This window comes from Rhizobium sp. CC1099 (assembly GCF_029714385.1).
Taxonomy (GTDB): domain Bacteria; phylum Pseudomonadota; class Alphaproteobacteria; order Rhizobiales; family Rhizobiaceae; genus Rhizobium.
This window is the reverse complement of sequence record NZ_CP121641.1, coordinates 3,679,894-3,703,265: the sequence shown is the minus strand read 5'-3', so window position 1 is coordinate 3,703,265 and position 23,372 is coordinate 3,679,894. Positions and strand designations below refer to the sequence as shown.

Sequence of the window (23,372 nt, the reverse complement as noted above, 5' to 3'; positions counted from 1 at the left end):
ATGTCCTGCGTTTTCCCGGCCATCCGTCCAGATGGCTACCGCCAGCATGCGCTGCATTCCAACGAGCGCATGTGGCCGGAAACCAACTGCTATATCGACCTCTGGATCGAAGTGCTGAACACGCTGAGGCTGCCGCCTGAAGCGATGCTCGGCTTTACGCTGGCGCAGGATTTCGAGGGCGATCAATTCACCTTCTTCAAGGTGCCGCTCGAAGACCTCGAGGCGCTTTACGGCATCCGTGTCACCGAACTCGCGATCTTCGACCGCGTCGAGCATCACGTCGAAACGCAGATCAGGCGCGGCCGACTTTGCCTGATCGAAATGGACTCCTTCTATATGCCGGATACCCTCGGTACGGCCTATCGTTCCGAACACGGCAAGACGACCGTCGCCATCAACCGGCTGGATGTTGCTGCCAAGCACGTAGAGTATTTTCACAATGCCGGCTATTTCCAGCTTGAGGGCGAGGACTTCGACGGTCTCTTCCAGATGCATCTGACGGACGAGGATTCGCCCTTCCTGCCCTATACGGAATTTGCAAAACTTCCGGAGGCGTTTGCAGGCGAAAACTATATCGGCGATGTGGCGCACCGTCTTTTCAAGGTCCATTTCTCGCGCCGGCCTGCCGAAAACCCGATCCGCGCCTTTTCCAAGCAATTTCCGCAGCAGGTGGAAGTTGTCGCCGAGCGCCCTTTCGGCTTCTTCCACAAATATGCCTTCAACACCTTGCGCCAGTTCGGCGCCAATTTCGAGTTGGCCGCAGATCACCTCGCGTGGCTTTCTCCGGGCAGGTTCGCGCAGGCTGAAGAGTATGCCCGGCGTATCTCCGAAGTGGCGAAGTCGGTGCAGTTTCAGCTTGCCCGCGCCGTCACGCGCAGGAAGTTCGAGCCATTGCAGGCGGCGCTTGATCCGGCGGCAGATGCATGGGATGCCATGATGACTTCGATTTCCGATCGGCTTTGATACCGGGAGCTTGTGCATGGGGGGGCGGTTGGCGAGCGTCGGTGCGGAAGAGACCCTGCTTTCCGAAGGCTGGAACCTGGTTCTGACGGAACCGGGAGCTTGCTTGACGCCGCATGACATCCCGCCGTCTTCGAGGTTCATTGCAGCACCTGTTCCCGGCACTGTGGCTGACGCTCTGGAGCGCGCCGGTCTCTTCGATCGCGAAAATCCGGAGCCGCTGAATACGAAAGACGCCTGGTACGTCTGCCGGCTCTTCGACGCCCAGCCTGGCGATGTTATCCTTCGTTTCGGCGGGCTTGCGACGCTCTGCCATGTCTTTCTGAACGGGCAGGAAATCCTCTCTTCCGAGAGCATGTTCACGGCGCATGAAATCCCGGTCACGCTTATGGGCGGCGATGACCTGGTCCTTTGTTTCCGTGCGCTCGGTCCCCGTCTGAGCGAGCCCGGAGCCCGCGCCCGCTGGCGTCCTCAGATGATCGCGCCGCAGGGGCTCAAGAACTTTCGTACGACGCTGCTTGGGCACATGCCTGGCTGGTGCCCGGAAATTCATGCTGTCGGGCCGTGGCGGTCGATTACGCTTGTTCGCCGCAGCGTGATGTCGATCGATAATGTCTCGATCCGGGCTGTGCTGGAAAATGGCGTCGGCCGCCTCAGCGTTTCGTTGCACGCGGATGCCGCAAATCCCGAGATGCTGCTTCGCTGCGGAGAGGTGGAGCAAGGCTTTGAGAAGATCGGCGGAAATCATTATTCGGCGATCCTCAAGCTGCCGGAGGTCACGCCGTGGTGGCCGCATACGCACGGGACCCCGCATCTTTACGAACTGACGCTCGTTTCGGACGGCACCGAATACTCGCTCGGAAAGACCGGCTTCCGGCGGATTGAAATCGATCGTGGCGTCGACGGCGACGGGTTCGGCCTTCGGGTAAATGGCGAGCCCGTCTTCTGCCGCGGTGCTGTCTGGACGACGGCCGATATCGTTCGCCTGCCGGGTTTTCGCGCGGACTACGAGCCCTTTCTGCGCCTTGCTGCCGGCGCCGGTATGAACATGATCCGCATCGGCGGCACGATGGCTTATGAAACGCCAGAGTTCTTCGAGCTTTGCAACGAGCTCGGCATTCTTGTCTGGCAGGACTTCATGTTCGCCAATTTCGACTATCCGCGAAGCGACAAGGCCTTCACGGGCCACGTTCATGCCGAAGTCGAGGGTTTTATCCATGGAGTGCAGGCTTCTCCTTCGCTCGCGGTTCTTTGCGGCGGAAGCGAGATTTATCAACAGGCGGCGATGCTTGGGTTGCCGCAGGAATTCTGGCGCGGACCGCTGACGGAGGACGTCATCCCGGCGATTGCAGAGCGTATGCGCCCCGACGTGCCCTACGTGCCGAACTCCCCTCACGGTGGGGCCATGCCTTTCTCGCCAAATACCGGCGTCACGCACTATTACGGCATTGGTGCCTATATGCGCCCGCTGGAGGATGCTCGCCGCGCCGACGTCCGGTTTGCTGCAGAAACCCTCGCCTTCGCCCATGCACCGCAACAAAAGACATTGCAGCGGCATCTGGATGTCCCGGCAGTCCATAGTCCGCTGTGGAAAGCTCGCGTTCCGCGGGATCGCGGCGCCTCCTGGGATTTCGAGGATGTTCGCGACTTCTACCTGAAGGAACTTTATAACGTCGACCCAGCGGCGCTGCGCCGGGAAAATCCGGAGCGCTATCTCGATTTGTCTCGCGCCGTGACGGGCGAGGTTCTGACGGAAACCTTCGCCGAATGGCGGCGCAAGGGTTCAAACTGCAACGGTGCTCTTGTCTGGACGCTTCAGGATATTCTGCCTGGTCCCGGTTGGGGCGTTGTCGATTCCACCGGTGAGCCGAAACCGGTTTGGTTTGCCATGCGCCGCGCCTTCCGCCCGATTCAAGTGCTGCTGACGGACGAGGGCACGAACGGCCTTGACGTGCATGTCATCAACGAAACCGGGGAAAGCTTGCCGGTTGAGCTTGAAGTCGTCTGCCTGCGAGACGGCAAGCAGAGAGCCGTCAGCGGCAGCCAGGCACTGATACTTGCGCCAAGATCCACCGAAAAGCTCGCCGCGACCGAGCTCTTCGGTGCATTTTTCGACACGACCTATGCTTTCCGTTTCGGTCCACCTTCCCATGACGTAACCGTCGCGCGGCTGCGCTCCGCCGATGGCGGGCTGCTTGCCGAAGCATTCCATTTCCCGCTCGGACGGTCGAAGGCGTTTCACGATGCCGCGATCGATGTGAAGGCGGTAGAAGATGGCGGGAACTGGACCCTTGAGCTGCAGGCCGATCGCTTTGCGCAGTCCGTACACGTTGATGTCCCGAATTACCGTGCAGCCGACGATTGGTTTCATCTGGCGCCAGGTTCGGTCAAACGCGTCCCACTGCATGGCCTTGCGGGCGCGACGAAGGGCGAGGCGCCCTCTGGTGAAATCAGGACGTTGGGAGGTTCGCGTATTTTGGCGATCTGACGGCGTGGCTGCGGTCCTCATGCGGTGTTGCCTGGCGCGTCCCGATCTTCAGCGATATGGAGCGGACCTCCTGGAGGTAGAAGGACTGAGCATGTGCCTGTGTAAGGTTATGATCGGCTTCCGGTATGATGTTGAGCCTAACGTTGCCGTAGCGTTTCAGATATGAGCCATTCTTGCCAAAATGATCATTGAACTGCTCAAGACCGGTATCATGGGCGGTATAGATCAGCGACACGTCAACCTTGCGGGCTTTCAGGGACTGGAAAAGATCGAGAATTGCGGTCCGCTCCTCGGATCGGACCGGCAGAAAATCCAGCATCGGACGGCTTAGCCTGATCGCTCGTCGCACCAGAGAGGTCATGAAATTTCTGATTGCCCGCGGGACATCGATTTCACCGCGCAACAACCGCTTTAGGGTTTCGAACTGCAGCAGCTTCAGGCGGTACGTTTCGAGCGAGCGCGGCACATGGCGAAGCGATGCGTCGACCGTGAGCCTACCGGACCAGTGGAAGACATAGGGATTGGCGGCAATCAAGCCGCTGGAGCGTTCATCCCAGAGGCTGCCCTGGAAAGCGAGGTAACCGCCGCTGCAGCGGCCGACAAGCACGGCAGGCAACAGCTTGGATGATTCCAGAAGATCGAGGGCCGCTGTGATCTCATCGTTCTGTCCTTTGAAATAGAGCACCTGCTCTGGCGCGCCCGGGGTGGGCGGGCTATCTGCGACATTCGCATTGTCGAAGCGCAGCGAGGGAATGCCGTCGCGGGCAAGCGCGCGCGCCATTTTTACGGATGTGCGGCCCCAGCCCGCATTCCGGTCGTAAGCCGTTGTCAAGATGATCGCGGTTGCACCACGACGCGGAGCCGTGGGCTCGCAAAGAATGCCGTAGAGTTCGCCAGCTTTTCCAAACCGCAGCGGCGTCTCGGTGAACTCGGCGGTTGTAAGCGGTGCCGTCGGGCGTTGCCTTCGCGTTGATGTCCCCCTCTGAGAACCGGAAATCGATTTCACCCATTCGACGATGTGATTGCCGGTCTCTACCGGCATCGTTGCGATCGTCGGGTTGAAGACGAGTTCGTCATAGCCGCGATAGACAGCTTCCCGCGTGGCCGGATGCAGGTCCTTGACATGGGCGGCAAAATCTTCGTCGGCCGAACGGTTCGGGCGCGTCAGCACCAAGCAGTTTTTTGCGTCGAGCTTCGAAAGCTCCATGAGGTTGATTTTGCGAACTTCCGCGGCGATTTCGTCCGACATACGAAGGCCGGCGATCCATACGCCCTGTGTTTCGCGCTGGCTTTCGGCAACGCCCATTCCGTCGTCGATCATCTTCGACCATACGGAGAGTTCACGCAGATAGAGCCGGCCGGAGATTGCGGGTGCCATCAATGCAATGCCCTCGACACCACCGAGCCTTTGCGCCAGATAGACAGCGATCGTGCTGCCGAGACTCTGGCTCACAAGTATGATGCTGTCACAGCCGGAAAGCGATTTCAGCTGCGCTGCAGCCTGCTCCGCCGTTTCGAGCCAGACGGCTAGGCCGCGGCTATGGTCCGTTACCTCCAGCGCGTCGCCGGTTCCTGCGTAGTCGAAGCGCAGGCTTGCCACACCCGCTTCGGCAAGTTCTTCCGCCAGGATACGGAAGAACTTGCGGGTGCACATTTCCTCAAATCCCCAGGGGCTGACAAAGAGAACGGCCGTGGATTTGCGCGCGGCTTGACTGGCAGGTGCGTAAAGGCCGATTGTGCCGGCAAATGTCACCGGCTCGGCTGCTGCGGCAGCTTTTTGCGTTGTCTTGCTTTTGTTGGTATCCAGCCCCGTGCTCATTTTCATTCCTCGTCATATTCTGCGCGGCGTGAGCAGCGCCAGCGCATGAAATGCTAATGGATGCGCCAGCTTCGGCAGGCGATTGACGATCTGTTCCATCACCGCAATATCAGCAGCCGGAACGGCGTTCAGCAGGCGTAGGGCGATCCCATAGGCGCCTGCTGCTGCGATAACCGCAACAACAAGCCCGCCAATTCCTGGAACAAAATGGATCGCTCCATATGCTGTCGCCCCGCAAAGGGCCGCGGCAGCGGCGATGCGGAGAATCGGGATCGACATTTGGTAGATCGAGCCGTCGAGGTCGATCCGCGCGACCATCAACATGCACATGACCGTAAATGCCAGAAAACGGATTGCCGCGGCACCTTCTCCGCCGTACCAGGGCACGGCGGCAAAACAGCCCACAGCGAGTACGAGGCTGGCTATGCCTCCGATCATCAGGCGTTCACGAATTCGATCGACGGAATACAGATATTGCGTGCAAATCTGCGTGAAGACGTAAGGTATGGCCGTCAGCGCCAAGATGGCGACTGTACCGCCCGCCGGCGCGAAAGGCTGGCCGAAGATTGCAACGACGAGCGGCTTGGCGATAGCGGCAAGGCCGAAGCTCATTGGCAGCGTGATGTATGCAATGCTTCGAACGACGCCTTCAAAAATGCTTGCAGGGAGTTTGCCGTTGGGACTGGAATGAATTTTTTCCGAATAATAGGGAATAAGGCTACCGCTCAGTTGGACGGGAAGCTGCAGCGCGAGATTGGCCAGCGACAAGCCGACGGCATAATAGCCGACAGCCTCCACGCCCCAATCCTTCTGCAGGAAAAAAAACTCGATGCGATTTAGGAAGATCGATGTATTCGCGTATTCCAAGGACAGAATGAACGAAGAACTCGCAAGATAACCCACGCCGATACCACACGAGCTTGCGCGCACCGAGGCAATCCTGAGCGTAAAGAGGAACATCAGGAACTGACCGGCTGCATAACCGGCCAAGGCGCCGCTAACGCCGTACAGCAGCGCGCCTGCAAGCACGATGACGACCTGTACGACGGAGCTTGCGATCGTCAGCAGAAAATAAGGCGCGAGATTCTGTTCCCCGATGAGATAGTTCTTCGTGTAAGCGCCGATCGACTGGAAAAGGAAGAGGACGCCGGTGATGACAATCACGGCCGGGGCGCCGACGGCCCAATGAAGCTGCTCGGCTTCGAAATAGACCAGGGAATAAACGGCGAGCACTATCAGCGACGCAACGATCGTTGGCCGTACGAGATAGGCGGCAAAGCTACGGCGTTCTTCGTAGGATCTGCCCTTAGCCCGCAGTTGCGGCAGGATGCGCAGAAGCATGACGCCAGTGCCGAGTTCGGCGACAAGCGCTCCGGTCGTTACCAGCCACAGGGAAAATGCGATAATCCCGTTTGCTTCCGGGCCGAGCAGCCGCGCGGCAATGATCGAACATGCAAAACCCGTCGCAAGCAGGGTCAGGCCTGCTGCCGCATTGAGCGCCGAGTTTGCCATTATGCTCTTCGCCATGAATACTACCGCTTTTCCTTTTCCCGGAGACCACAGCGCATTGTGAAGTGTCTATTTCAGATACCTTAATATTTGCCGCTTAAAGTCCAGTTAAACGTCGCACCGGTGGTCGGTATGAAAATCACCGCAATTTGCCGGCTTCTGCCTTCAGGGGTATCGATTGTTCAGCCTCATCGTCTGTACCGTTGATCGTTTCGATCAACTCGAGCGTCTCTTTGGATCCTTGGCAAGGCAGACGCTGAAGACCTTTGAAATCATTCTGGTTGATCAGAATGAAGATGACCGGCTATTCGATCTGGTGGAACGCTTCGCTTCCTCCTTTCCCATTCACCATCTACGCTCGGGGCGCGGGCTTTCGCATGCGCGCAATAACGGAATTGCGAAAGCATCCGGAACCTATGTGTGCTTTCCGGACGACGACTGCTGGTACGAGCCCGCTACCTTGGAAATCGCCGCGCGGCTCTTTCGAGAAAATCCCGCGCTTTCGATCGTAACGGGACGAACGCTTGATGCGGATGGCAAGCCTTCCGTTAGCCCGACGGGTGATCGCAGCGTAGAGATATCCCGCCGGACTTATCTTCGCTGCGGCAATTCGAACGGCATCTTCGTTCGTCGTGAAACGCTTTGTGCAATCGGCGGCTTCGACGAGAATCTGGGCGTTGGGTCGGCGTCGCCGTTTCAAAGCGGAGAGGAGGCCGATCTCCTGCTGCGCTTCGTCGGTGCCGGCCAAAAACTCATGTACTTCCCGGATCTCATCGTCCATCACGATCAGGTTGTGAGCGTGATCGGTACCCAGCAGATCGAACGCGCTCGAAAATATGGCCGCGGTTTCGGTGCGCTGCTGCGCAAGCACGATTTTTCCTTGCCGTACGTGACCTACAGAATTGCACGCCCGGCGATCGGCTGGCTTGTTGCGCGCTTCCGCTTTAATGCGGATGAAGCGGCATTCAAGCGAGCATGGCTCAAAGGGATCGTCGAAGGGTACAAGGCTTGGCCGAAATGGAACGGCGTTGATCAGTCGCTTAGGACCGAGTCGTAGACGCTGAAATAGCGCCCCGCCACCGTTTGCCACGAATACCGGCCGGCTTCCTGCATCAGTGTCAGGCGAATGCCTGCCGGATCAATTGGAAGAGCAAGGTGAGCCGACTCCAAGGTATCAGCCGCGGCTTGCGGATCGGAAAAGTCGGCAAGGCGTAGCAACGGGTGTTTTGCGGCCAGACCACAATAGGCCGCATTTCCGTTGAGTACCGGCACAAGGCCAGCACTCATGGCTTCGAGGGCGACGAGGCCGAAGCCTTCATATTCAGAGGCGGAAGCGAAAAGCGACGCGCTGCGAATGAGGCGGGCGATCGAATCGTTGTCCGGTGAAACAGTCAGCGTCACGGTCGTGTCGAGCGCGCGTGCCTGGATTTCTCGCCGCAAGTCTGCTTCCTTGAGGTCGGATTCAGAGCCGACGATGTCGAGGTGCCATTCAAGATTGCGTGCTTTCAGGATGATCATGACATCCAGCAGATGGTCCAGCCGCTTGTTGATGGAAAAGCGGCCGATGGTGATGATGCGGCGTCGTGGCTTTTGAGATGCGCTGTCGGCGAATTTGCCGATGTCCACGCCGTTCTCGATCAGGATGCTCGTTCTTGGCGAGATTTTGCGAAACTGTTCCAGATCGGAGACGCTGCAGCCGACGATGCGTTTGTACGCCCTTGCCGACATGCGTGTCAGGGTCTGGAACCAAAGCTTCTTGATCGTGGCGTATTTTCGAGTGTGGAAGAAGCCGCCATGGGTGGTCACGATCATCGGCTTGCCGTGCAGGAAGCGTCCCAGGGCCAATGCATCGAAGAAGAAGTCGATCGCGTGCACGTGAATGACGGCGGCGTCCCCCAGGTGGCGAAAGACTTGCGGTGCAATCGGATAGCGCTGGCTGCCCGACCAGGGGATGCGGACGACCTCGATACCGTCGATCGTCTCATGGGCGGCCAGTTTGTTGTCCCGCGACGTGAAGAGCGAATCGAGCGTTATGACGCGGACGCGGTAGCCGTGTTTGATCGTCTGGTAGGCAAGGTTGGCGACAACATCTTCGAGTCCGCCGCGATTGGGCAGAAACTGGCGTACGACATGCACGATCAGTGGTGCAGCAGCTGACTGCGGCACCGATGTGACTGTCTCTGTTTCCACTGCTGACATCGTTCACCTACCGGCCACATGGCCGCAACTCGGCTTTGACCAGATAATGGATGGCGTTAAAGCGGGGTTTACGGGGAGACCGGCGGATCGATTGTTGCGGAAGAAGGTTAATCGTATCTGTCAGAAGGCCTTGAAGGTCAGCGTCGTCAGCGAGCGAACAATGCCGGGGATATTGGCGATGTTGTCGTTGATGAACTTGCCGATGTCCTGACCCTCCTCGATATAGACCTTGAGAAGCAGGTCGTAATCGCCGCTCGTCGAATAAAGCTCCGAAACGCGTTCGGTCTGGTAGATCGCGTCGGCAACCTCGTAGGTCTTGCCGGGCGCGCATTGGAGCTGGACGAAAATGGGTTTCATGGGAGTTTCCTGCGAAATATTCTGATTGGCGCATAATGCTCGAAAGCGCTCTTGCGATGCAAGCCGTTCCATCATCCCGCTTTGGCTTCTGCGGTGATCCAGCCGCGAAAGGCTGAAAGCGGCGCATAGTCGGCCCGCTCGGGAGGACAGGCGAGATAATAGCTTTCGCTGCTTTCCACTTCCCGGCCGATCGCCGCGACAAGATCATCGCGCTTCAGCTCGTCCTGAATGAGAAATGTCGGCAGCAGCGCGACGCCGAGGCCGGTGATCGCTGCCTGTGCCGCCGTCGCAAACTGGTCGAACAACATGCCGTGTACGTTTTGGAAGGCGACGCCGTTATCGGCAAACCACCGCTCCCATGCGTCAGGGCGGGTCGTCAGATGCAATAGGGGAACATCCAGCAGGTCTTCAGCTTTGGTGATGCCGTGCTGCCTCAGGAAGGCGGGGCTGCAGGCAGCAACCGTCTTTTCGGACATCAGGAAGGTCAATTCCGCTCCCGGCCAATGCGGATGGCCGAAGTGAATAGCGGCGTCGATGGAATCGAGCCGGAAATCGAAGGAGGAGAGCCGGGTGACGAGATTGATCGTAACGCCCGGATTCTGGTCCAGGAACCGGCCGAGGCGTGGTGCCAGCCAGCGGGTGCCGAAGGTCGGCAGGATGGCGAGGTTCAGCGTTCCGCCATGCGGATTAGCGCGCAGGTTCAGCGATGCGCTGGAAATTCGGCGAAGTGCTTCGCGGATCTCGCGGGCGTAGCTGTCGCCCGCAAGCGTGAGGCGCACCGTCTGGCGTTCGCGAAGAAAAAGTTCAGCGCCAAGCTGTACTTCCAGCGCCTTGATCTGGCGGCTGACGGCGCTCTGGGTGAGGTCGAGTTCGCGTGCTGCCGCTGTCACGCTGCCGGTTCGGGCGACGGCCTCGAAGGCGGCGAGCAATGAAATCGACGGCAGAAAACGTCGCGAAGGCAGCATGGTTCATTCCAACTGAGAATGATGTGTTTCCAAAATGTCGATATTCATGGCGCTGGAGCCTTTGTAAAGACGTCTATCCTCCAAAATCGGAATGACCCGGAGTTCTTTGATGCCGAGCACCGTCGAGGACGAGCTGAAGCTCTATGCCGAGCGCCAGTCGGCTTCTCCCGACGCCGTGATGAAGACGCTGGGGATCGTCGGCCTGGAGTTGAAAACCGTTGACTGAGGCTGCTTCCGCAACGCCGTGGACGGCGCTAGAGTGCTGCCGCGTTTGCTTGGAATGGACTGACTGATGCTGAATGATCCCCGCTCCCACGGACTCTGGGAAAAGACCGCGCCGCTGCCGCCGGAGACATCGGCGCTTCAGGGCGCCCTGTCGGCCGATGTGGTGATTGTCGGCGGCGGCTACACCGGACTGTCGTCCGGTCTTCATCTTGCCGAAGCCGGTTCGAAGGTCGTGCTGTTGGAGGCCAAGGAGATCGGTTTCGGTGGGGCTGGCCGCAATGTCGGACTGATCAATGCCGGCATGTGGGTGATGCCCGACGATCTGCCTGGCGCTCTCGGGCAGATCTACGGCGATCGCCTGCTCGGTATGCTCGGCGAGGCGCCTCGCCTTGTCATGGAGTTGATCGAAAAGCACGACATCGCCTGCGAGCTTGAAAAGAACGGTACGCTGCATTGCGCCGTCGGCGCGGATGGGTTGAAGGAAATCGAGACGCGTGCTGCGCAGTGGTCTGCGCGCGCGGCGCCAGTGACGCTGCTTGATGCCGCCGAGACCGCACGTCGCGTTGGCACCAGCGCCTATGCCGGATCGCTGCTCGATATGCGTGCGGGAACACTGCAGCCGCTCGCCTATGCTCGAGGTTTGGCGCATGCGGCTATCAAGGCGGGCGTTTCGATCCATACATCGAGCCCTGTTATCGCAACCGAACGAGACGGCAGCCGATGGACGGTGAAGACTGAGAGCGGCCGGGTGACCGCTGACTGGATTATCGTCGCGACGGATGCCTATAGCACCGGGCCATGGGAACAGGTCCGCTGCGAGCAGGTGCACCTTCCCTATTTCAATTTCGCGACGGCGCCGCTCAGCGATAATCTGCGCAAATCGATTCTGCCCGGTCGCGAAGGCTGTTGGGATACGAAGGAGATCCTCTCCTCATTCCGGATGGATCGTGCCGGGCGCCTCGTTTTCGGCAGTGTCGGAGCGTTGCGCAACACCGGCGCTGCAGTTCACAAAAGCTGGGCGAAACGCTCGCTGAAGAGGCTCTTTCCGCAGATCGGCGACGTAGAATTCGAATACGAATGGTACGGCAAGATCGGCATGACCGACAATGCGCTACCACGCTTTCACAAGTTCGCGCCGAATGCCGTTGGCTTCTCCGGCTATAATGGCCGGGGCATTGCGCCTGGCACGGTATTCGGCCGTACGCTGGCACACCATATATTGGGCCGGATCGCGGAAGCGGACCTGCCCTTGCCGGTTACGGACCTGCGGGAGCCCGGTTTCCGCGCGCTCAAGGAAATGTGGTACGAAGCCGGCGCCCAGGTCGCTCACTTCGCCGACGCGCGCTTTTGACTAAAAGCTCGCAATCAAGAACAAGAAGGTTGGAAACACGATGACCATCGCTACGCTCGATCTCGCAGCCGAGACGAAGAAACTGCTTTCCGAACTCGGCGTCGATGCGGCCCGCTATACCGGCGGCTCGCTGCGTGTCGCCTCGCCGATCACCGGCAAGGAAATCGGCCTACTCAAGGAACATTCCGTCGCGGATGCCAAAAAGGCGATCGACGAAGCGCACAAGGCATTTGCCGAATGGCGCGCAGTCCCTGCGCCGAAGCGCGGCGAACTCGTCCGTTTGCTTGGCGAAGAGCTTCGCGCGGCGAAGCCGGCGCTCGGCCGCCTCGTTTCGATCGAAGTCGGCAAGATCACGTCTGAAGGTCTCGGCGAAGTCCAGGAAATGATCGACATCTGCGATTTCGCAGTCGGCCTTTCGCGCCAGCTCTACGGCCTAACGATTGCAACCGAGCGCTCCGAGCACCGCATGATGGAAAGCTGGCATCCGCTCGGCGTGGTCGGCATCATTTCGGCCTTCAACTTCCCGGTCGCGGTCTGGTCGTGGAATGCGGCGCTGGCGCTCGTCTGCGGCAATTCCACAGTCTGGAAGCCGTCGGAAAAGACGCCGCTGACGGCACTTGCCGTACAGGCGCTGTTCGAAAAGGCGCTGAAGCGCTTCGTCGCCGAAGGCGGGCAGGCTCCGGCGAACCTTTCGACGCTGCTGATTGGCGGCCGCGATGTCGGTGAAGTCCTCGTCGATCACCCGAAGGTGCCGCTGGTTTCCGCCACCGGCTCCACGGCCATGGGCCGCGCCGTCGGCCCGCGGCTGTCGCAGCGCTTTGCCCGTGCGATCCTTGAACTCGGCGGCAACAATGCCGCCATCATCTGCCCGACAGCCGATCTCGATCTCACTCTGCGCGGCGTTGCCTTTTCGTCGATGGGAACTGCCGGCCAGCGCTGCACGACGCTTCGCCGTCTCTTCGTGCACGAGAGCATCTACGACAAACTCGTGCCTCGCCTGCAGAAAGCCTATGGATCGGTCACGATCGGCAATCCGTTGGAAAACGGGACGCTTGTCGGTCCGCTGATCGACAAATCGGCCTTCGAGAAGATGCAGTCGGCTCTATCCGAGGCAAAGTCGGCTGGCGGCAAGGTCACGGGTGGCGAGCGCGTCGAAAACGGCGCTGCCGAAGCCTTCTATGTGCGCCCGGCGCTTGTCGAGATGCCGTCTCAGACTGGTCCTGTCGAACACGAGACCTTCGCACCGATCCTCTATGTCATGAAGTACACGGATTTCGACGAGGTGCTGAAACTGCACAATGCCGTGCCGCAGGGCCTATCTTCCTCGATCTTCACCAATGACATGCGTGAAGCCGAAACCTTTGTTTCCGCCCGTGGCTCCGATTGCGGCATCGCCAACGTCAATCTCGGCCCGTCGGGTGCCGAAATCGGCGGTGCTTTCGGTGGCGAAAAGGAAACCGGGGGCGGCCGCGAATCCGGCTCGGATGCCTGGAAGGCCTACATGCGCCGCACGACGAACACGATCAATTACGGCAAGACGCTGCCGCTCGCTCAGGGTGTCAAGTTCGACGTCGAGTGATCGAGAGAGCCGCATTGAATCCGAAGGGACGATGACGTAACACCGTCATCGTCCCTTCGTTTTTGCCCAAGGTTTTTCTCCATGCATCTGACACTTGCCGCAGCCGAAGCGCTGGTTATCGACGCGTTGAAGCGCAGCGGAGTGGAGGAGGGAAATGCGCGCTCCGTCGCGCGTGCGCTGGTCGCCGCAGAAGCCGCAGGACAGGGTGGCCACGGGCTGCGCCGCGTCGTTGCCTATGCGGCCCAGGCAAAGTCCGGGAAGGTCGACGGAATAGCCAAGCCGATCGTCTTCCAGCCTTTTCCATCCATCATCCAGATCGACGCCTGCCACGGCTATGCTTATCCGGCTTTCGATCTCGCCGTGCCGTTGCTGTCGGAGATGGCGCGCAAACAGGGCATTGCGCTTGCCGCTATCCGCCGTTCGCATCATGCGGGTGTGCTCGCGCTGACCGTCGAACGTTTTGCCGAAGCTGGTCTCGTGGCGCTGATGGTTGCGAATGCCACAGCTTCCATGGCTGCCTGGGGCGGACGCAAGCCCGTCTTCGGCACCAATCCCATTGCTTTTGCAGCGCCCGTTCCCGCAGATGATCCGATCGTCATCGACCTTGCGTTGTCGCGCGTTGCGCGTGGCAAGATCATGGCCGCCCGGCAAAAGGGCGCGTCGATCCCGGCCGATTGGGCCTTTGATCGTGACGGCCAGCCGACAACCGATGCGGTTGCCGCCCTGGAGGGCACTATGGTGCCATCCGGCGAGGCCAAGGGTGCTGCGCTTGCCATGATGGTCGAGATTCTCGCAGCACCGCTCGCGGGTGCCAATTTTTCCTTCGAATCCACTTCCTTGTTCGATGACCAAGGAGCAGCGCCCGGCCTTGGGCAGATGCTGATCGTTATCAATCCCGAAGCGAGCGGTGGAAGCTTCGCGGCATCGCGTCTGGGCGAACTTGCCGCTGAAATTTCTTCCGATCCCGGTGTCCGCCTGCCCGGTCGCCGCGGTCAGAATGCGCGAAAATACGCGCTGGAGCATGGCATCGAAATCGAGGATGACGTGATCGACGCCATCCTGGCTATATAGAATTATTCTAAAGTTGATGGGTGGGTTCAAGTATTTGTGAAGACCGGCGGCAAGGCGAAACTTGAAAAACTAAATCAAGAAAAATATACGGGGCGCGCATCACCCGGGGAGTTTGGGTGACACCCGCCATGGAGGGCATCATGAAAATTTCTCTTACGCGCTTTTCCGCGCTTGCTTTGGCCACCTCGCTTCTTGTTGCGACGTCGCTGGCATCCAGCGCAAATGCGCAGGAACCCGAAGGTATCGTCGTCTATAACGCTCAGCACGAAAGCCTCGGCCGCGAATGGATCGATGCCTTCACCAAGGAGACCGGCATCAAGGTCACTATGCGCCAAGGCAGCGACATGCAGTTCGCCAACCAGATCATCCAGGAAGGCGACGCTTCCCCGGCCGACGTGTTCTTGACCGAGAACTCTCCGGCGATGGCGCTCGTCGATGGCGCGGGCCTGTTTGCCCCGGTCGACAAAGAAACGCTTGATCTGGTCCCGGCGCAGTACCGTCCGGCCGATGGCATGTGGACCGGCATCGCCGCCCGCTCGACGGTGTTTGTGTATGATAAGACGAAGCTCACCGAAGACAAGCTGCCGAAGTCGATGCTCGATCTCGCCGATCCGGCCTGGAAGGGCCGTTGGGGCGCGTCGCCTGCCGGTGCCGATTTCCAAGCGATCGTCGGTGCACTGCTGCAGCTGAAGGGCGAAGAAGCAACGGCTCAATGGTTGAAGGCGATGAAGGAAAACGCAACGCCTTACAAGGGCAACAGTGTTGCCATGAAGGCCGTCAATGCCGGCGAAGTTGAAGGCGCGGTCATCTATCATTACTATTGGTTCGGCGATCAGGCGAAGACTGGCGAAAACAGCAAGAATGTCGGCCTGCATTACTTCAAGAACCAGGATCCGGGCGCGTTCGTCAGCGTATCGGGCGGCGGCATCCTGAAGTCGACGCAGCATATGAAGGAAGCCCAGGCGTTCTTGAAGTTCATCGCCGGCAAAGCCGGCCAGGACATCCTGAAAAACGGCACGTCCTATGAATACGCGGTCAGCGGCGATGCGAACGAAAAGCTCGTCCCGCTTGCCGATCTCAATGCGCCGAAGGTTGAGGCTTCCGAGCTTGACAGCAAGAAAGTCGTCGAGCTGATGACGGCCGCGGGCCTGATCTAAGCCTCTCTGCCGCAGGCCGGATCGAGTCAAAACTATTGCTTTTGGCTCAAGAAAACCTTAGGGCATGACCCAATCCGGCAACCGCTTCAGAAAGAGGCGGTTGCCTTCCTTTTTCAGCGTATCAAAGGCGTCGGCCTTGCTGCAAGACAACAGATCGCTTGTTTCCGAGCTCGCGCCCGGCAATGGAGCGCCAGTCAGCGGAACAGGTTTGCTGCGCGGGCGCATGCCGCACGCCTCCGTCGTCGTCTTTGCAACGCTCGTCGCACTTATAAGCCTCGTGCCGCTCGGCTTTATCGGTTGGATTACCATCAATGTCGGCTGGCAGACGGTCAAGGAGCTGGTCTTCCGGCCACGTGTCGGCGAGCTGCTCGTCAACACGATCCTCCTCGAGGCGCTCACCATTCCCCTGTCGATTGTTCTTGCCGTGACGCTCGCCTGGCTGACGGAGCGGACCAATGTTCCGTTTCCGCGGTTGTGGTCCTGGCTTGCCGTTGCGCCGCTTGCCGTTCCGGCCTTCGTCCACAGCTATGCCTGGGTGAGCCTCGTTCCCGGCATGCGCGGCCTGCAGAGCGGTGTCTTCGTTTCCGTGCTCGCCTATTATCCTTTTCTCTACCTGCCGGTCGCTGCTGCTCTTCGCCGCCTCGATCCGGCGATCGAGGATGCGGCGGCGTCGCTTGGCCTCGATCCCTGGCGTGTCTTCTTCCGTACGGTCCTGCCGCAGTTGCGGCTTGCGATCTGTGGAGGCTCGCTCTTGATCGGGCTGCATCTCCTGTCGGAATACGGGCTTTACGTGATGATCCGCTTCGACACCTTTTCGACCGCGATCGTCGATCAGTTCCAGTCGGCCTATAACAGCCCCGCAGCCAATATGCTCGGCGGTGTGCTCGTCGCCTGCTGCCTTTTCCTGCTTGGCCTCGAAATCCTTTTGCGCGGCAACGAGCGCTACGCCCGCGTCGGATCCGGTTCCGCACGTCCCGCCGATCGCCGCCGTCTCGGCTGGTTTGTCGTACCTGCCATTCTGCTGCCGGGCACGCTTGCGGTGCTGACGCTCGGCGTACCGCTCATGACGCTCGGCCGCTGGCTCTATCTCGGCGGCGGCGAGATCTGGCGGCTGGATGCGGTCGGAAATGCGTTCGTTCAAACGATCGTCCTTGCGGTTGCAGGCGGCGTGCTGACGACGATCGCGGCCGCGCCCATGGCCTGGCTGTCGGTCCGCGCCCCTGGGCGATTCCAGCGCTTGCTCGAAGCCTGCCATTATTATGTCGGCTCGCTTCCGGGCGTCGTCGTGGCGCTGGCATTGGTGACGATCACCGTGCGGCTGGCGCTGCCGCTCTACCAGACTTTTGCGACCCTCATCGTTGCCTATGTCCTGCTCTTCCTGCCGCGTGCGATGGTCGGCCTTCGTGCCAGCATCGCACAAGCACCTGTGGAGCTGGAACGGGCTGCCATGTGCCTGGGACGCACGCCATCGCAGGCCGTGCGCCAGATTACCATGCGCCTTGCTGCCCCGGGCTTTGCTGCAAGCATCGCGCTGTCGGCGCTTGGCATCACCAACGAGCTGACGGCAACGCTGATGTTGTCGCCGAACGGTGTTGAAACGCTGGCAACGGAATTCTGGTCGCTGACCAGCGAAATCGACTATGCGTCGGCCGCTCCCTATGCGGTGATGATGATAGTGCTGTCGCTGCCGCTGACCCTTCTTCTCTATGCCCAATCGAAACGGACCGCCGGCCAATGACCTTGCTTACGATCCAGTCTGTCAGCAAGCGCTATGGCCCAGTGACAGCGCTGGACAAGGTGACGCTGGACGTTGCCGCCGGCAGCCGCACCGCCGTCGTCGGCCCCTCAGGTTCCGGCAAAACGACTTTGCTGCGCATCGTCGCCGGCTTCGAGCGGCCCGATGAAGGGCAGGTCGTCCTGAACGGCGAAGTGCTCGCGGATGGCTCGGCAGCCGTTCCCGCGCACAAGCGCGGCATCGGCATCGTCTCGCAGGACGGTGCGCTCTTCCCGCATCTGAGCGTTGCCGACAATATCGGCTTCGGTTTCGAGCGGGGCGGTCCCGATCGCGAAAAGCGGATCGTCGAACTACTGGATATGGTCGAGCTCGACCGCAACATGCTGACGCGCCGTCCCCACCAGCTTTCCGGCGGCCAGCAGCAGCGCGTGGCACTGGCGAGAGCCCTCGGCCGCAAGCCGCGCCTCATGCTGCTCGACGAGCCCTTCTCGGCGCTCGATACCGGCCTTCGCGAACACATGCGCAAGGCTGTCGCACGCGTGCTGCAGATGGCGGATATCACGACTATTCTCGTAACCCATGATCAGGCAGAGGCTCTCTCCTTTGCCGACCAGGTCGCGGTGCTCAGGGAAGGCAAGCTGATCCAAGCGGGTTCACCGCAATCGCTCTACCTGCAGCCGAAGGACCGCGAGACCGCACTCTTCCTGGGTGATGCGGTGATGCTTCCGGCGATTATCCGCAATGGCTTTGCCGATTGCGCGCTCGGCCGCGTTGCAGTGGAAGGCAGCCATCAAGGCAAGGCCGAGATCATGCTGCGGCCGGAGCAGATTCGCGTCGTTGCCGATGAAGGCGAGCCCGCCTATGGTGGTCGTGTCGTCGAGGTCGAGTTCGGCGGCGCAACCTGCACCGTGGCAGTGTCGCTGGAAGGCGTGGCGCTACCGCCGATCTTCATCAAGACATCCAGCGTGGCCTTGCCCGCACGCGGCGATCGTGTTCGCCTTGACATCGCCGGCAAGGCGCATGTCTTCGGCCGCCGTTAAGCCGACTTTCGCGAAACCCTTTCCGTTTCCGCCTGCTCCAGCCAGCCGCCCGTAAAGCCGGCGCGTTCAAGGCCGAGACGGATGACCGGCGACTGCCGCATCAGGTTCCATATGAACTCCGACCGGTCGTTTTCGATCGTCATCACCAGCAGCCCTTGGTCGATCGCGACGCATCGATCGTCCACCCAACCTTCAGGCCGGGCAGTCTTCACCGTCGGGTTGAAGCCGCCTGGAAAGCGGCCTTCGCAGAGCAGATCAGGATAGGCGGCGAGCAGCGCCTTTAGGCCATCAAGCGACGCCTGCCGGTCAAAGGGCAATGCCGCAACCGCCGCCCAGGGTGCAATTGTCCCGTCATCCGGGCCAAGCGGTGCACCGCGGGCGGCGTAACCAAGCACCTTCGTGCGCCGGCCGCCACGCATGTTGCGCGTTGGCGGCGGGCCGTCGGAGGCGGAAAGTCCCCAGACATCCCTATTGTAGCCAACGAAGTGTCCGGGGTTGCGCTCGGCATAATCGCGCTGCACGGCGATCGAAACCTGTGTGTTGCGGAAATAGTCCCAGTCGCGGGCGGCCATCTCTTTGTCCTTAATCCCGCGGAAGTCGATCCAGGCATGCGGGAAAAGGTGAATGAAGAACGGTCCAGCATAGAGATAGGGCTGCTTGCCGAAGAGCATCCAGGAATAGCTTGAGACGAAGGCATCGTAGCTCGATGGCACGATCGGATGGGTCGGCGAAGCAAGTGCCAGCATATAGAGCAGGATCGCTTCGTCATATCCCTGCCAGCGCCAGCGCAGAAAGCCACTGCCCGGCTTCCAGCCCATGCTGACGGTCTGCCCCTTGTTCAACGCCCAATGCCAGTCGATGCGCTCATAGATGAATTTCGCAAGCTCGCGGATTTCCGTCTCCACCGCATCGGTCCGATCGAAATAGGCCGCAGCCGTCAGCATGCCGGCGACGAGCAAGGTCGTGTCGATTGTCGAGAGCTCGCTGTTCCAGGCCCGATGGCCGCTATCCATATGCAGGAAGTGGTAATAGAAGCCGCGATAGCCGGTCGCGTGGCGTTCGCGTCCCTGATAGCTCCTGGCAAAGAAACGCAGCGTCGTGACTGACCTGCCTGCCGCTTCTTTGCGCGTCATCCATCCGCGTTCGGCGGCGACCGCATAGCTGGAGAGCGCAAAGCCGACGGCAGCGATGCTGCAAGGAACCCCGGGCACTGACGTATCCGCGACCAGGCCGTTTTCGGGATTGGAATATTTCAGAAAATAGTCGAATGCGGATTCCTGCAGCCTGTCGATCAGGGCGGCATCCGTGTCGTCAATTCGTTGCAGCATACATCAAACCAACCGTTGCCCGCCCTCGCTCAACATGGCGATGCGTTGCGCGCAAATCAAATTCTTTTCAGATAGTGCGGCAAATGGCTGCGATCGGCCGTTTTGGCGCTGACGTGGCGACATGGCTTTAGAACACTAAATCGTCTTACCGATGATTAATATAAATATTTGATATTTCTATGAAAACTGGAGAGCTCGAAGGAATTTGAACCCTCGACCCCAACCGGCAAGCATAAAATTACGACGTGGTAGGATCGTGCCCGTACTGCAAAATTCACTCCAGTTCTAGAAGGAGCGGTTTTTGCGCGGAGCGCTCGATGAGTGTGACGCGAAGTGCATACGTGGAAATAGATTGCACTTGGCCGAAATCCGGTGACTGTTACCGGAGGCAACAGCAAGGCATTCGGGCCATGCGCGCCGCTACAACTATTGAGTACCCAAATTCCTGGCGACCCGCCCCACTTCTGCCCAATGGAGCCGCAAGGATCTTGGTTTCCATGTTAGGGGAGATACAACGCCATGCCGACCCGGCGACATTTCCTTATGGGCTTCGTTGCCACGCCGATTGTGCTCCCGAGACTCGGCCATGCAGCCGGCGCTCCTGCGCAGCTGTCGCTTACACCAACTTGCGATGATGACGACGATCTGACGCCAGCGCAGACCGAAGGCCCGTATTTCACCCCGGAGAGCCCTGAAAAACAGGACTTCGCGAGCGATGCACCGGGCGGTGAAAGGGTGACGCTTGCCGGTTACGTGCTGACCGAGAACTGCCAGCCCGTGGCAAAAGCGTTGATCGAGTTATGGCATGCCAATGAGATTGGCACCTATGACAACAGCGGATACAAACTCCGCGGACATCAATTCACCGATGCTGAAGGCAAATGGTGGTTTGAGACGATCGTGCCAGGGGTCTATCCTGGCCGCACCCGGCATTACCACCTGAAAGTCCAACGGCCCGGCGGAAAAGTGCTGACGACGCAGCTCTATTTTCCCGGTGAGCCGGACAATGAACGTGACCGGATATTCAACGCAGCCTTGTTGCTCGATGTCGGGGCGACGAGCGACGGAAAATTCGGCCGCTACGATTTCATAGTGGCCTAAACCGGTCGCCTTGCATAGCAAGCGATGAACCAAGGCCGATACGTTGCAAAATTCCACGGCATGAAAGTTTCGATTTCGCTGGCTGGCCACCCGCTGCGATGCGCTCGAGGGCCTGCGTCAGCCATGCCAGCGGATCGACATCGTTCATCTTGGCGGATCTGAATGAGCGTTGCGATGGTGGCCCAGGTGCGACCGCCCCCGGCACTGCCGGCAAAAAGAGAATTCTTCCGACGATGGCTTGTGGCCTGGTTGGGCGACTACCCCTGTCCACGACAGAGATGCGCTGGTGACCAATTGCGAGCCGCATCTGCATCATTGCAAGTAGATCAACATCCCGACCGTGCTGGCAGGACAGAAACTCGCAATCAAGGAAGTCATGAAGGCATCTGGCTCACCAGCTTCATGCACTATGATCTTGGATATATCGACCTGGAGCAGAGGACCTTGCAAACCATCGACAACCCGTTCGGCACGAGGTTGTCACCTATGTGTTAGGTACGATCTGTTACCAATGTCTCCGGGTCGGACAATTTGGAAACTGGAGCGGGCGAAGGGATTTGAACCCTCGACCCCAACCTTGGCAAGGTTGTGCTCTACCCCTGAGCTACACCCGCTCAATCCGCATCGGTCCGGGGTAGTTGGTGGACCGTGGGCTGCCACCTTGCGGCGACGGGCGCTATATGGCCCAATCGATTTTTAAATGCAACAGGGAAATCACGCAAAGGCCAAGAAAAATTCCACGATTTCAGAGGTGCTTTCGCAAACTGCCGCAAATTCAGGGATAAGCGTCGATCCCGAACATTGCAAAACACGTCCCTCCGACTTAATCAGGGCACCTTATCTCCTTCTTTCCGCACGGATGCCGCGATGACCGAAGCCAAGCCGAAAAACAAGAACGAACTTTTCGCCTTCCTCGACGGGCTCGGCATCGCGCACAGCACGCATGAGCATGCTCCAGTCTTCACCGTGGCCGAATCGGTGTCGCTGCGCGATGCTATTCCCGGCGGGCATACAAAAAACCTTTTCGTGAAAGATAAGAAGGATCAGTTCTTCCTGCTGACGGTCGAGGAACATTCCGTTGTCGATCTCAAGACCGTGCATGGGCTGATCGGCGCCGCCAGCAAGGTTTCGTTCGGCAAGGCGGAAAAGCTGATGGAATATCTTGGCGTGATCCCCGGCGCGGTCACCGCCTTTGGCGCCATCAACGACATGGGCAACAATGTGACCTTCGTGCTCGATGCGGACTTGATGAAGGAGGAGGTCGTCAATTGCCATCCGTTGTCCAACGATGCGACGACGTCGATTGCAAGCGCAGATCTCATTCGCTTCATGGAAGCGACCGGCCATAAGCCGCTTGTCTTGAAAGTGACGGCCTGACATACGATTTTAGCGCTAGAAAAAGCCGGGCAACCGGCATGGCGGGAGATACCAATGAGCGGCAGCGACAATTCCTACAGCAATTCCTTCGGCAGTCAGATGTCGGCAACGGCGAATTTCGGTTCGGCGCCGCAGCCGGCGGCAGGCGGCGGACATATCAAGGATACGACAACCGCCACTTTCACGAAGGACGTCATCGAGGAATCGCGCAACCAGCCCGTGCTCGTTGATTTCTGGGCGCCTTGGTGCGGCCCGTGCAAACAATTGACGCCAGTGCTCGAGAAAGTGGTCAATGAAGCGCAAGGCCGCGTGAAGCTCGTGAAGATGAATATCGACGACCATCCGTCGATCGCAGGCCAGCTTGGCATCCAGTCGATCCCGGCCGTGATCGCTTTCGTCGGCGGCCGCCCGGCCGATGGCTTCATGGGTGCCGTGCCGGAAAGCCAGGTTCGCCAGTTCATCGACCGCATCGCCGGTCCTGCTGGTGCAGATCAGGCTGCGGAGATCGAAGCGGTGCTCGAGGAGGCTGCGGAGCTCCTGGCCGCGGGCGACGTTAATGGTGCCGCGCAACTCTATGGCGCGATCATGCAAGCCGATCCGGAAAATGCCAAGGCGCTTGCCGGGATGGCCGAATGCATGATTGCCGCCAACCAGCATCAGCGCGCTCGCGAAGCGCTGACCGATCTGCCGGAAGAGCTTGCCAAGGACGCCGGGATTCAGGCCGTCATCACGAAGCTCGATCAGATCGAAGAAGCCCGCAAGCTCGGTGATCCAATCGCCCTGGAACAGGACCTTGCGGTCGATCCGGATAACCACGATGCGCGCATGAAGCTTGCCAAGATCCTGAACGTCGAGGGAAAGCGCGACGAGGCGGCCGAGCATCTGCTCCATATCATGCGCAAGGACCGGACCTTCGATGACGACGGCGCACGCCGCCAACTCCTGCAGTTCTTCGAAGTCTGGGGCTTCAAGGATCCGGCAACGGTGTCCGCGCGGCGCAAGCTTTCGGCGATGCTCTTCTCGTAACTTTCAAAGCCTTGCCCTTGCGTTTTTGGGCAAGGGCACCACATTTCACAGGCAGGACAGGGAGCATCGTTTCGCTCCTGCCGCT

At 59.7% G+C, this 23,372-nt stretch carries 18 protein-coding genes, 1 tRNA gene and 1 pseudogene; 12 read left to right on the top strand and 8 right to left on the bottom strand.

The features are described 5' to 3' along the window. Both QA644_RS18490 and QA644_RS18485 read left to right on the top strand, forming a co-directional pair. A complete protein-coding gene (locus QA644_RS18490; protein WP_283069917.1) occupies positions 1–963 on the top strand; it encodes a DUF1839 family protein in 963 nt (320 codons plus the stop codon). A gap of 16 nt (positions 964–979) precedes the next feature. After that, positions 980–3,448, top strand: a complete 2,469-nt coding sequence (locus QA644_RS18485; RefSeq protein WP_283069915.1) for a glycoside hydrolase family 2 protein — start codon at positions 980–982, stop codon at positions 3,446–3,448. Here the strand turns inward: QA644_RS18485 and QA644_RS18480 are convergent. Continuing rightward, the gene (locus QA644_RS18480) at positions 3,411–5,267 is read right to left on the bottom strand and encodes an alpha/beta hydrolase (RefSeq protein WP_283069913.1); all 1,857 of its coding nucleotides are present in this window, start codon (positions 5,265–5,267) and stop codon (positions 3,411–3,413) included. The two genes, QA644_RS18485 and QA644_RS18480, sit on opposite strands and share 38 nt — an antisense overlap. A 12-nt stretch (positions 5,268–5,279) precedes the next feature. Next, the gene (locus QA644_RS18475) at positions 5,280–6,794 is read right to left on the bottom strand and encodes a polysaccharide biosynthesis C-terminal domain-containing protein (protein ID WP_283069912.1); all 1,515 of its coding nucleotides are present in this window, start codon (positions 6,792–6,794) and stop codon (positions 5,280–5,282) included. Positions 6,795–6,954: 160 nt separating this feature from the next. Between QA644_RS18475 and QA644_RS18470 the strand changes: the two genes are divergently transcribed. Next, complete coding sequence (locus tag QA644_RS18470) at positions 6,955–7,833, top strand: glycosyltransferase family A protein (protein ID WP_239596497.1); 879 nt, start codon at positions 6,955–6,957, stop codon at positions 7,831–7,833. Here QA644_RS18470 and QA644_RS18465 read toward each other — a convergent pair. From QA644_RS18465 to QA644_RS18455, 3 genes are all read right to left on the bottom strand, one after another. Then, positions 7,809–8,975 (bottom strand): glycosyltransferase family 4 protein, encoded by a 1,167-nt coding sequence (locus QA644_RS18465; RefSeq protein WP_283069911.1) that lies wholly within the window; start codon positions 8,973–8,975, stop codon positions 7,809–7,811. The two genes, QA644_RS18470 and QA644_RS18465, sit on opposite strands and share 25 nt — an antisense overlap. 120 nt (positions 8,976–9,095) lie before the next feature. Next, the gene (locus tag QA644_RS18460; protein ID WP_016556708.1) at positions 9,096–9,332 is read right to left on the bottom strand and encodes an Lrp/AsnC ligand binding domain-containing protein; all 237 of its coding nucleotides are present in this window, start codon (positions 9,330–9,332) and stop codon (positions 9,096–9,098) included. 71 nt (positions 9,333–9,403) lie between these two features. Beyond that, a complete protein-coding gene (locus QA644_RS18455) occupies positions 9,404–10,297 on the bottom strand; it encodes a LysR family transcriptional regulator (protein WP_283069908.1) in 894 nt (297 codons plus the stop codon). Positions 10,298–10,589: 292 nt separating this feature from the next. Between QA644_RS18455 and QA644_RS18450 the strand changes: the two genes are divergently transcribed. The 6 genes from QA644_RS18450 to QA644_RS18425 all read left to right on the top strand — a co-directional run bounded on the left by QA644_RS18450 (position 10,590) and on the right by QA644_RS18425 (position 18,455). Beyond that, entirely contained in the window at positions 10,590–11,873 is a 1,284-nt protein-coding gene (locus QA644_RS18450) for an FAD-binding oxidoreductase (protein ID WP_283069907.1), read from the top strand. Between the two features lie 40 nt (positions 11,874–11,913). Next, positions 11,914–13,452, top strand: a complete 1,539-nt coding sequence (locus tag QA644_RS18445) for an aldehyde dehydrogenase family protein (protein ID WP_283069906.1) — start codon at positions 11,914–11,916, stop codon at positions 13,450–13,452. Positions 13,453–13,533: 81 nt separating this feature from the next. After that, positions 13,534–14,523 (top strand): Ldh family oxidoreductase, encoded by a 990-nt coding sequence (locus QA644_RS18440; RefSeq protein ID WP_283069905.1) that lies wholly within the window; start codon positions 13,534–13,536, stop codon positions 14,521–14,523. A 140-nt stretch (positions 14,524–14,663) separates the two neighbouring features. Continuing rightward, positions 14,664–15,680, top strand: a complete 1,017-nt coding sequence (locus QA644_RS18435; RefSeq protein WP_283069904.1) for an iron ABC transporter substrate-binding protein — start codon at positions 14,664–14,666, stop codon at positions 15,678–15,680. Positions 15,681–15,744: 64 nt separating this feature from the next. Next, on the top strand, positions 15,745–17,418 hold the full coding sequence (locus QA644_RS18430) for an iron ABC transporter permease (RefSeq protein WP_283069903.1): 1,674 nt from the start codon (positions 15,745–15,747) through the stop codon (positions 17,416–17,418). Then, positions 17,415–18,455: an ABC transporter ATP-binding protein gene (locus QA644_RS18425; RefSeq protein WP_074069985.1), complete on the top strand. Its 1,041-nt coding sequence runs from the start codon at positions 17,415–17,417 to the stop codon at positions 18,453–18,455. The genes QA644_RS18430 and QA644_RS18425 overlap by 4 nt, the downstream gene beginning before the upstream one ends. Here QA644_RS18425 and QA644_RS18420 read toward each other — a convergent pair. Continuing rightward, positions 18,452–19,783 (bottom strand): glucoamylase family protein, encoded by a 1,332-nt coding sequence (locus QA644_RS18420; RefSeq protein WP_283069901.1) that lies wholly within the window; start codon positions 19,781–19,783, stop codon positions 18,452–18,454. The genes QA644_RS18425 and QA644_RS18420 overlap by 4 nt on opposite strands. Positions 19,784–20,302: 519 nt before the next feature. On the opposite strand from QA644_RS18420, the gene QA644_RS18415 reads away from it, so the two are divergent. Further along, positions 20,303–20,884, top strand: a complete 582-nt coding sequence (locus tag QA644_RS18415; RefSeq protein ID WP_283069899.1) for an intradiol ring-cleavage dioxygenase — start codon at positions 20,303–20,305, stop codon at positions 20,882–20,884. Here QA644_RS18415 and QA644_RS18410 read toward each other — a convergent pair. Together QA644_RS18410 and QA644_RS18405 are read right to left on the bottom strand one after the other, a co-directional pair. Continuing rightward, positions 20,881–21,114 (bottom strand): annotated as a pseudogene (locus QA644_RS18410) (transposase domain-containing protein); the annotation flags it as partial. The gene QA644_RS18415 and the pseudogene QA644_RS18410 overlap by 4 nt on opposite strands. A gap of 309 nt (positions 21,115–21,423) precedes the next feature. Further along, positions 21,424–21,498, bottom strand: a tRNA-Gly gene (locus QA644_RS18405). Between the two features lie 253 nt (positions 21,499–21,751). Between QA644_RS18405 and QA644_RS18400 the strand changes: the two genes are divergently transcribed. Both QA644_RS18400 and trxA read left to right on the top strand, forming a co-directional pair. Beyond that, positions 21,752–22,261 carry a prolyl-tRNA synthetase associated domain-containing protein gene (locus QA644_RS18400; protein WP_283069897.1) on the top strand — a complete coding sequence of 170 codons (510 nt, stop codon included), beginning with the start codon at positions 21,752–21,754 and terminating at the stop codon, positions 22,259–22,261. A 54-nt stretch (positions 22,262–22,315) separates the two neighbouring features. Continuing rightward, positions 22,316–23,287 (top strand): thioredoxin, encoded by a 972-nt coding sequence (gene trxA, locus QA644_RS18395; protein WP_283069895.1) that lies wholly within the window; start codon positions 22,316–22,318, stop codon positions 23,285–23,287. Positions 23,288–23,372: the final 85 nt, after the last annotated feature.

What these genes read in the sequence shown, in the direction of transcription:
- QA644_RS18425 (WP_074069985.1), top strand. Translation starts at nt 17,415, where the DNA reads ATGACCTTGCTTACGATCCAGTCTGTCAGCAAGCGCTATGGCCCAGTG.
- QA644_RS18435 (WP_283069904.1), top strand. Translation starts at nt 14,664, where the DNA reads ATGAAAATTTCTCTTACGCGCTTTTCCGCGCTTGCTTTGGCCACCTCG.
- QA644_RS18400 (WP_283069897.1), top strand. Translation starts at nt 21,752, where the DNA reads ATGACCGAAGCCAAGCCGAAAAACAAGAACGAACTTTTCGCCTTCCTC.
- QA644_RS18430 (WP_283069903.1), top strand. Translation starts at nt 15,745, where the DNA reads ATGACCCAATCCGGCAACCGCTTCAGAAAGAGGCGGTTGCCTTCCTTT.
- QA644_RS18480 (WP_283069913.1), bottom strand. Translation starts at nt 5,267, where the DNA reads ATGAGCACGGGGCTGGATACCAACAAAAGCAAGACAACGCAAAAAGCT.
- QA644_RS18490 (WP_283069917.1), top strand. Translation starts at nt 1, where the DNA reads ATGTCCTGCGTTTTCCCGGCCATCCGTCCAGATGGCTACCGCCAGCAT.
- QA644_RS18475 (WP_283069912.1), bottom strand. Translation starts at nt 6,794, where the DNA reads ATGGCGAAGAGCATAATGGCAAACTCGGCGCTCAATGCGGCAGCAGGC.
- QA644_RS18440 (WP_283069905.1), top strand. Translation starts at nt 13,534, where the DNA reads ATGCATCTGACACTTGCCGCAGCCGAAGCGCTGGTTATCGACGCGTTG.
- trxA (WP_283069895.1), top strand. Translation starts at nt 22,316, where the DNA reads ATGAGCGGCAGCGACAATTCCTACAGCAATTCCTTCGGCAGTCAGATG.
- QA644_RS18420 (WP_283069901.1), bottom strand. Translation starts at nt 19,783, where the DNA reads ATGCTGCAACGAATTGACGACACGGATGCCGCCCTGATCGACAGGCTG.
- QA644_RS18415 (WP_283069899.1), top strand. Translation starts at nt 20,303, where the DNA reads ATGCCGACCCGGCGACATTTCCTTATGGGCTTCGTTGCCACGCCGATT.
- QA644_RS18450 (WP_283069907.1), top strand. Translation starts at nt 10,590, where the DNA reads ATGCTGAATGATCCCCGCTCCCACGGACTCTGGGAAAAGACCGCGCCG.
- QA644_RS18455 (WP_283069908.1), bottom strand. Translation starts at nt 10,297, where the DNA reads ATGCTGCCTTCGCGACGTTTTCTGCCGTCGATTTCATTGCTCGCCGCC.
- QA644_RS18460 (WP_016556708.1), bottom strand. Translation starts at nt 9,332, where the DNA reads ATGAAACCCATTTTCGTCCAGCTCCAATGCGCGCCCGGCAAGACCTAC.
- QA644_RS18445 (WP_283069906.1), top strand. Translation starts at nt 11,914, where the DNA reads ATGACCATCGCTACGCTCGATCTCGCAGCCGAGACGAAGAAACTGCTT.
- QA644_RS18485 (WP_283069915.1), top strand. Translation starts at nt 980, where the DNA reads ATGGGGGGGCGGTTGGCGAGCGTCGGTGCGGAAGAGACCCTGCTTTCC.
- QA644_RS18465 (WP_283069911.1), bottom strand. Translation starts at nt 8,975, where the DNA reads ATGTCAGCAGTGGAAACAGAGACAGTCACATCGGTGCCGCAGTCAGCT.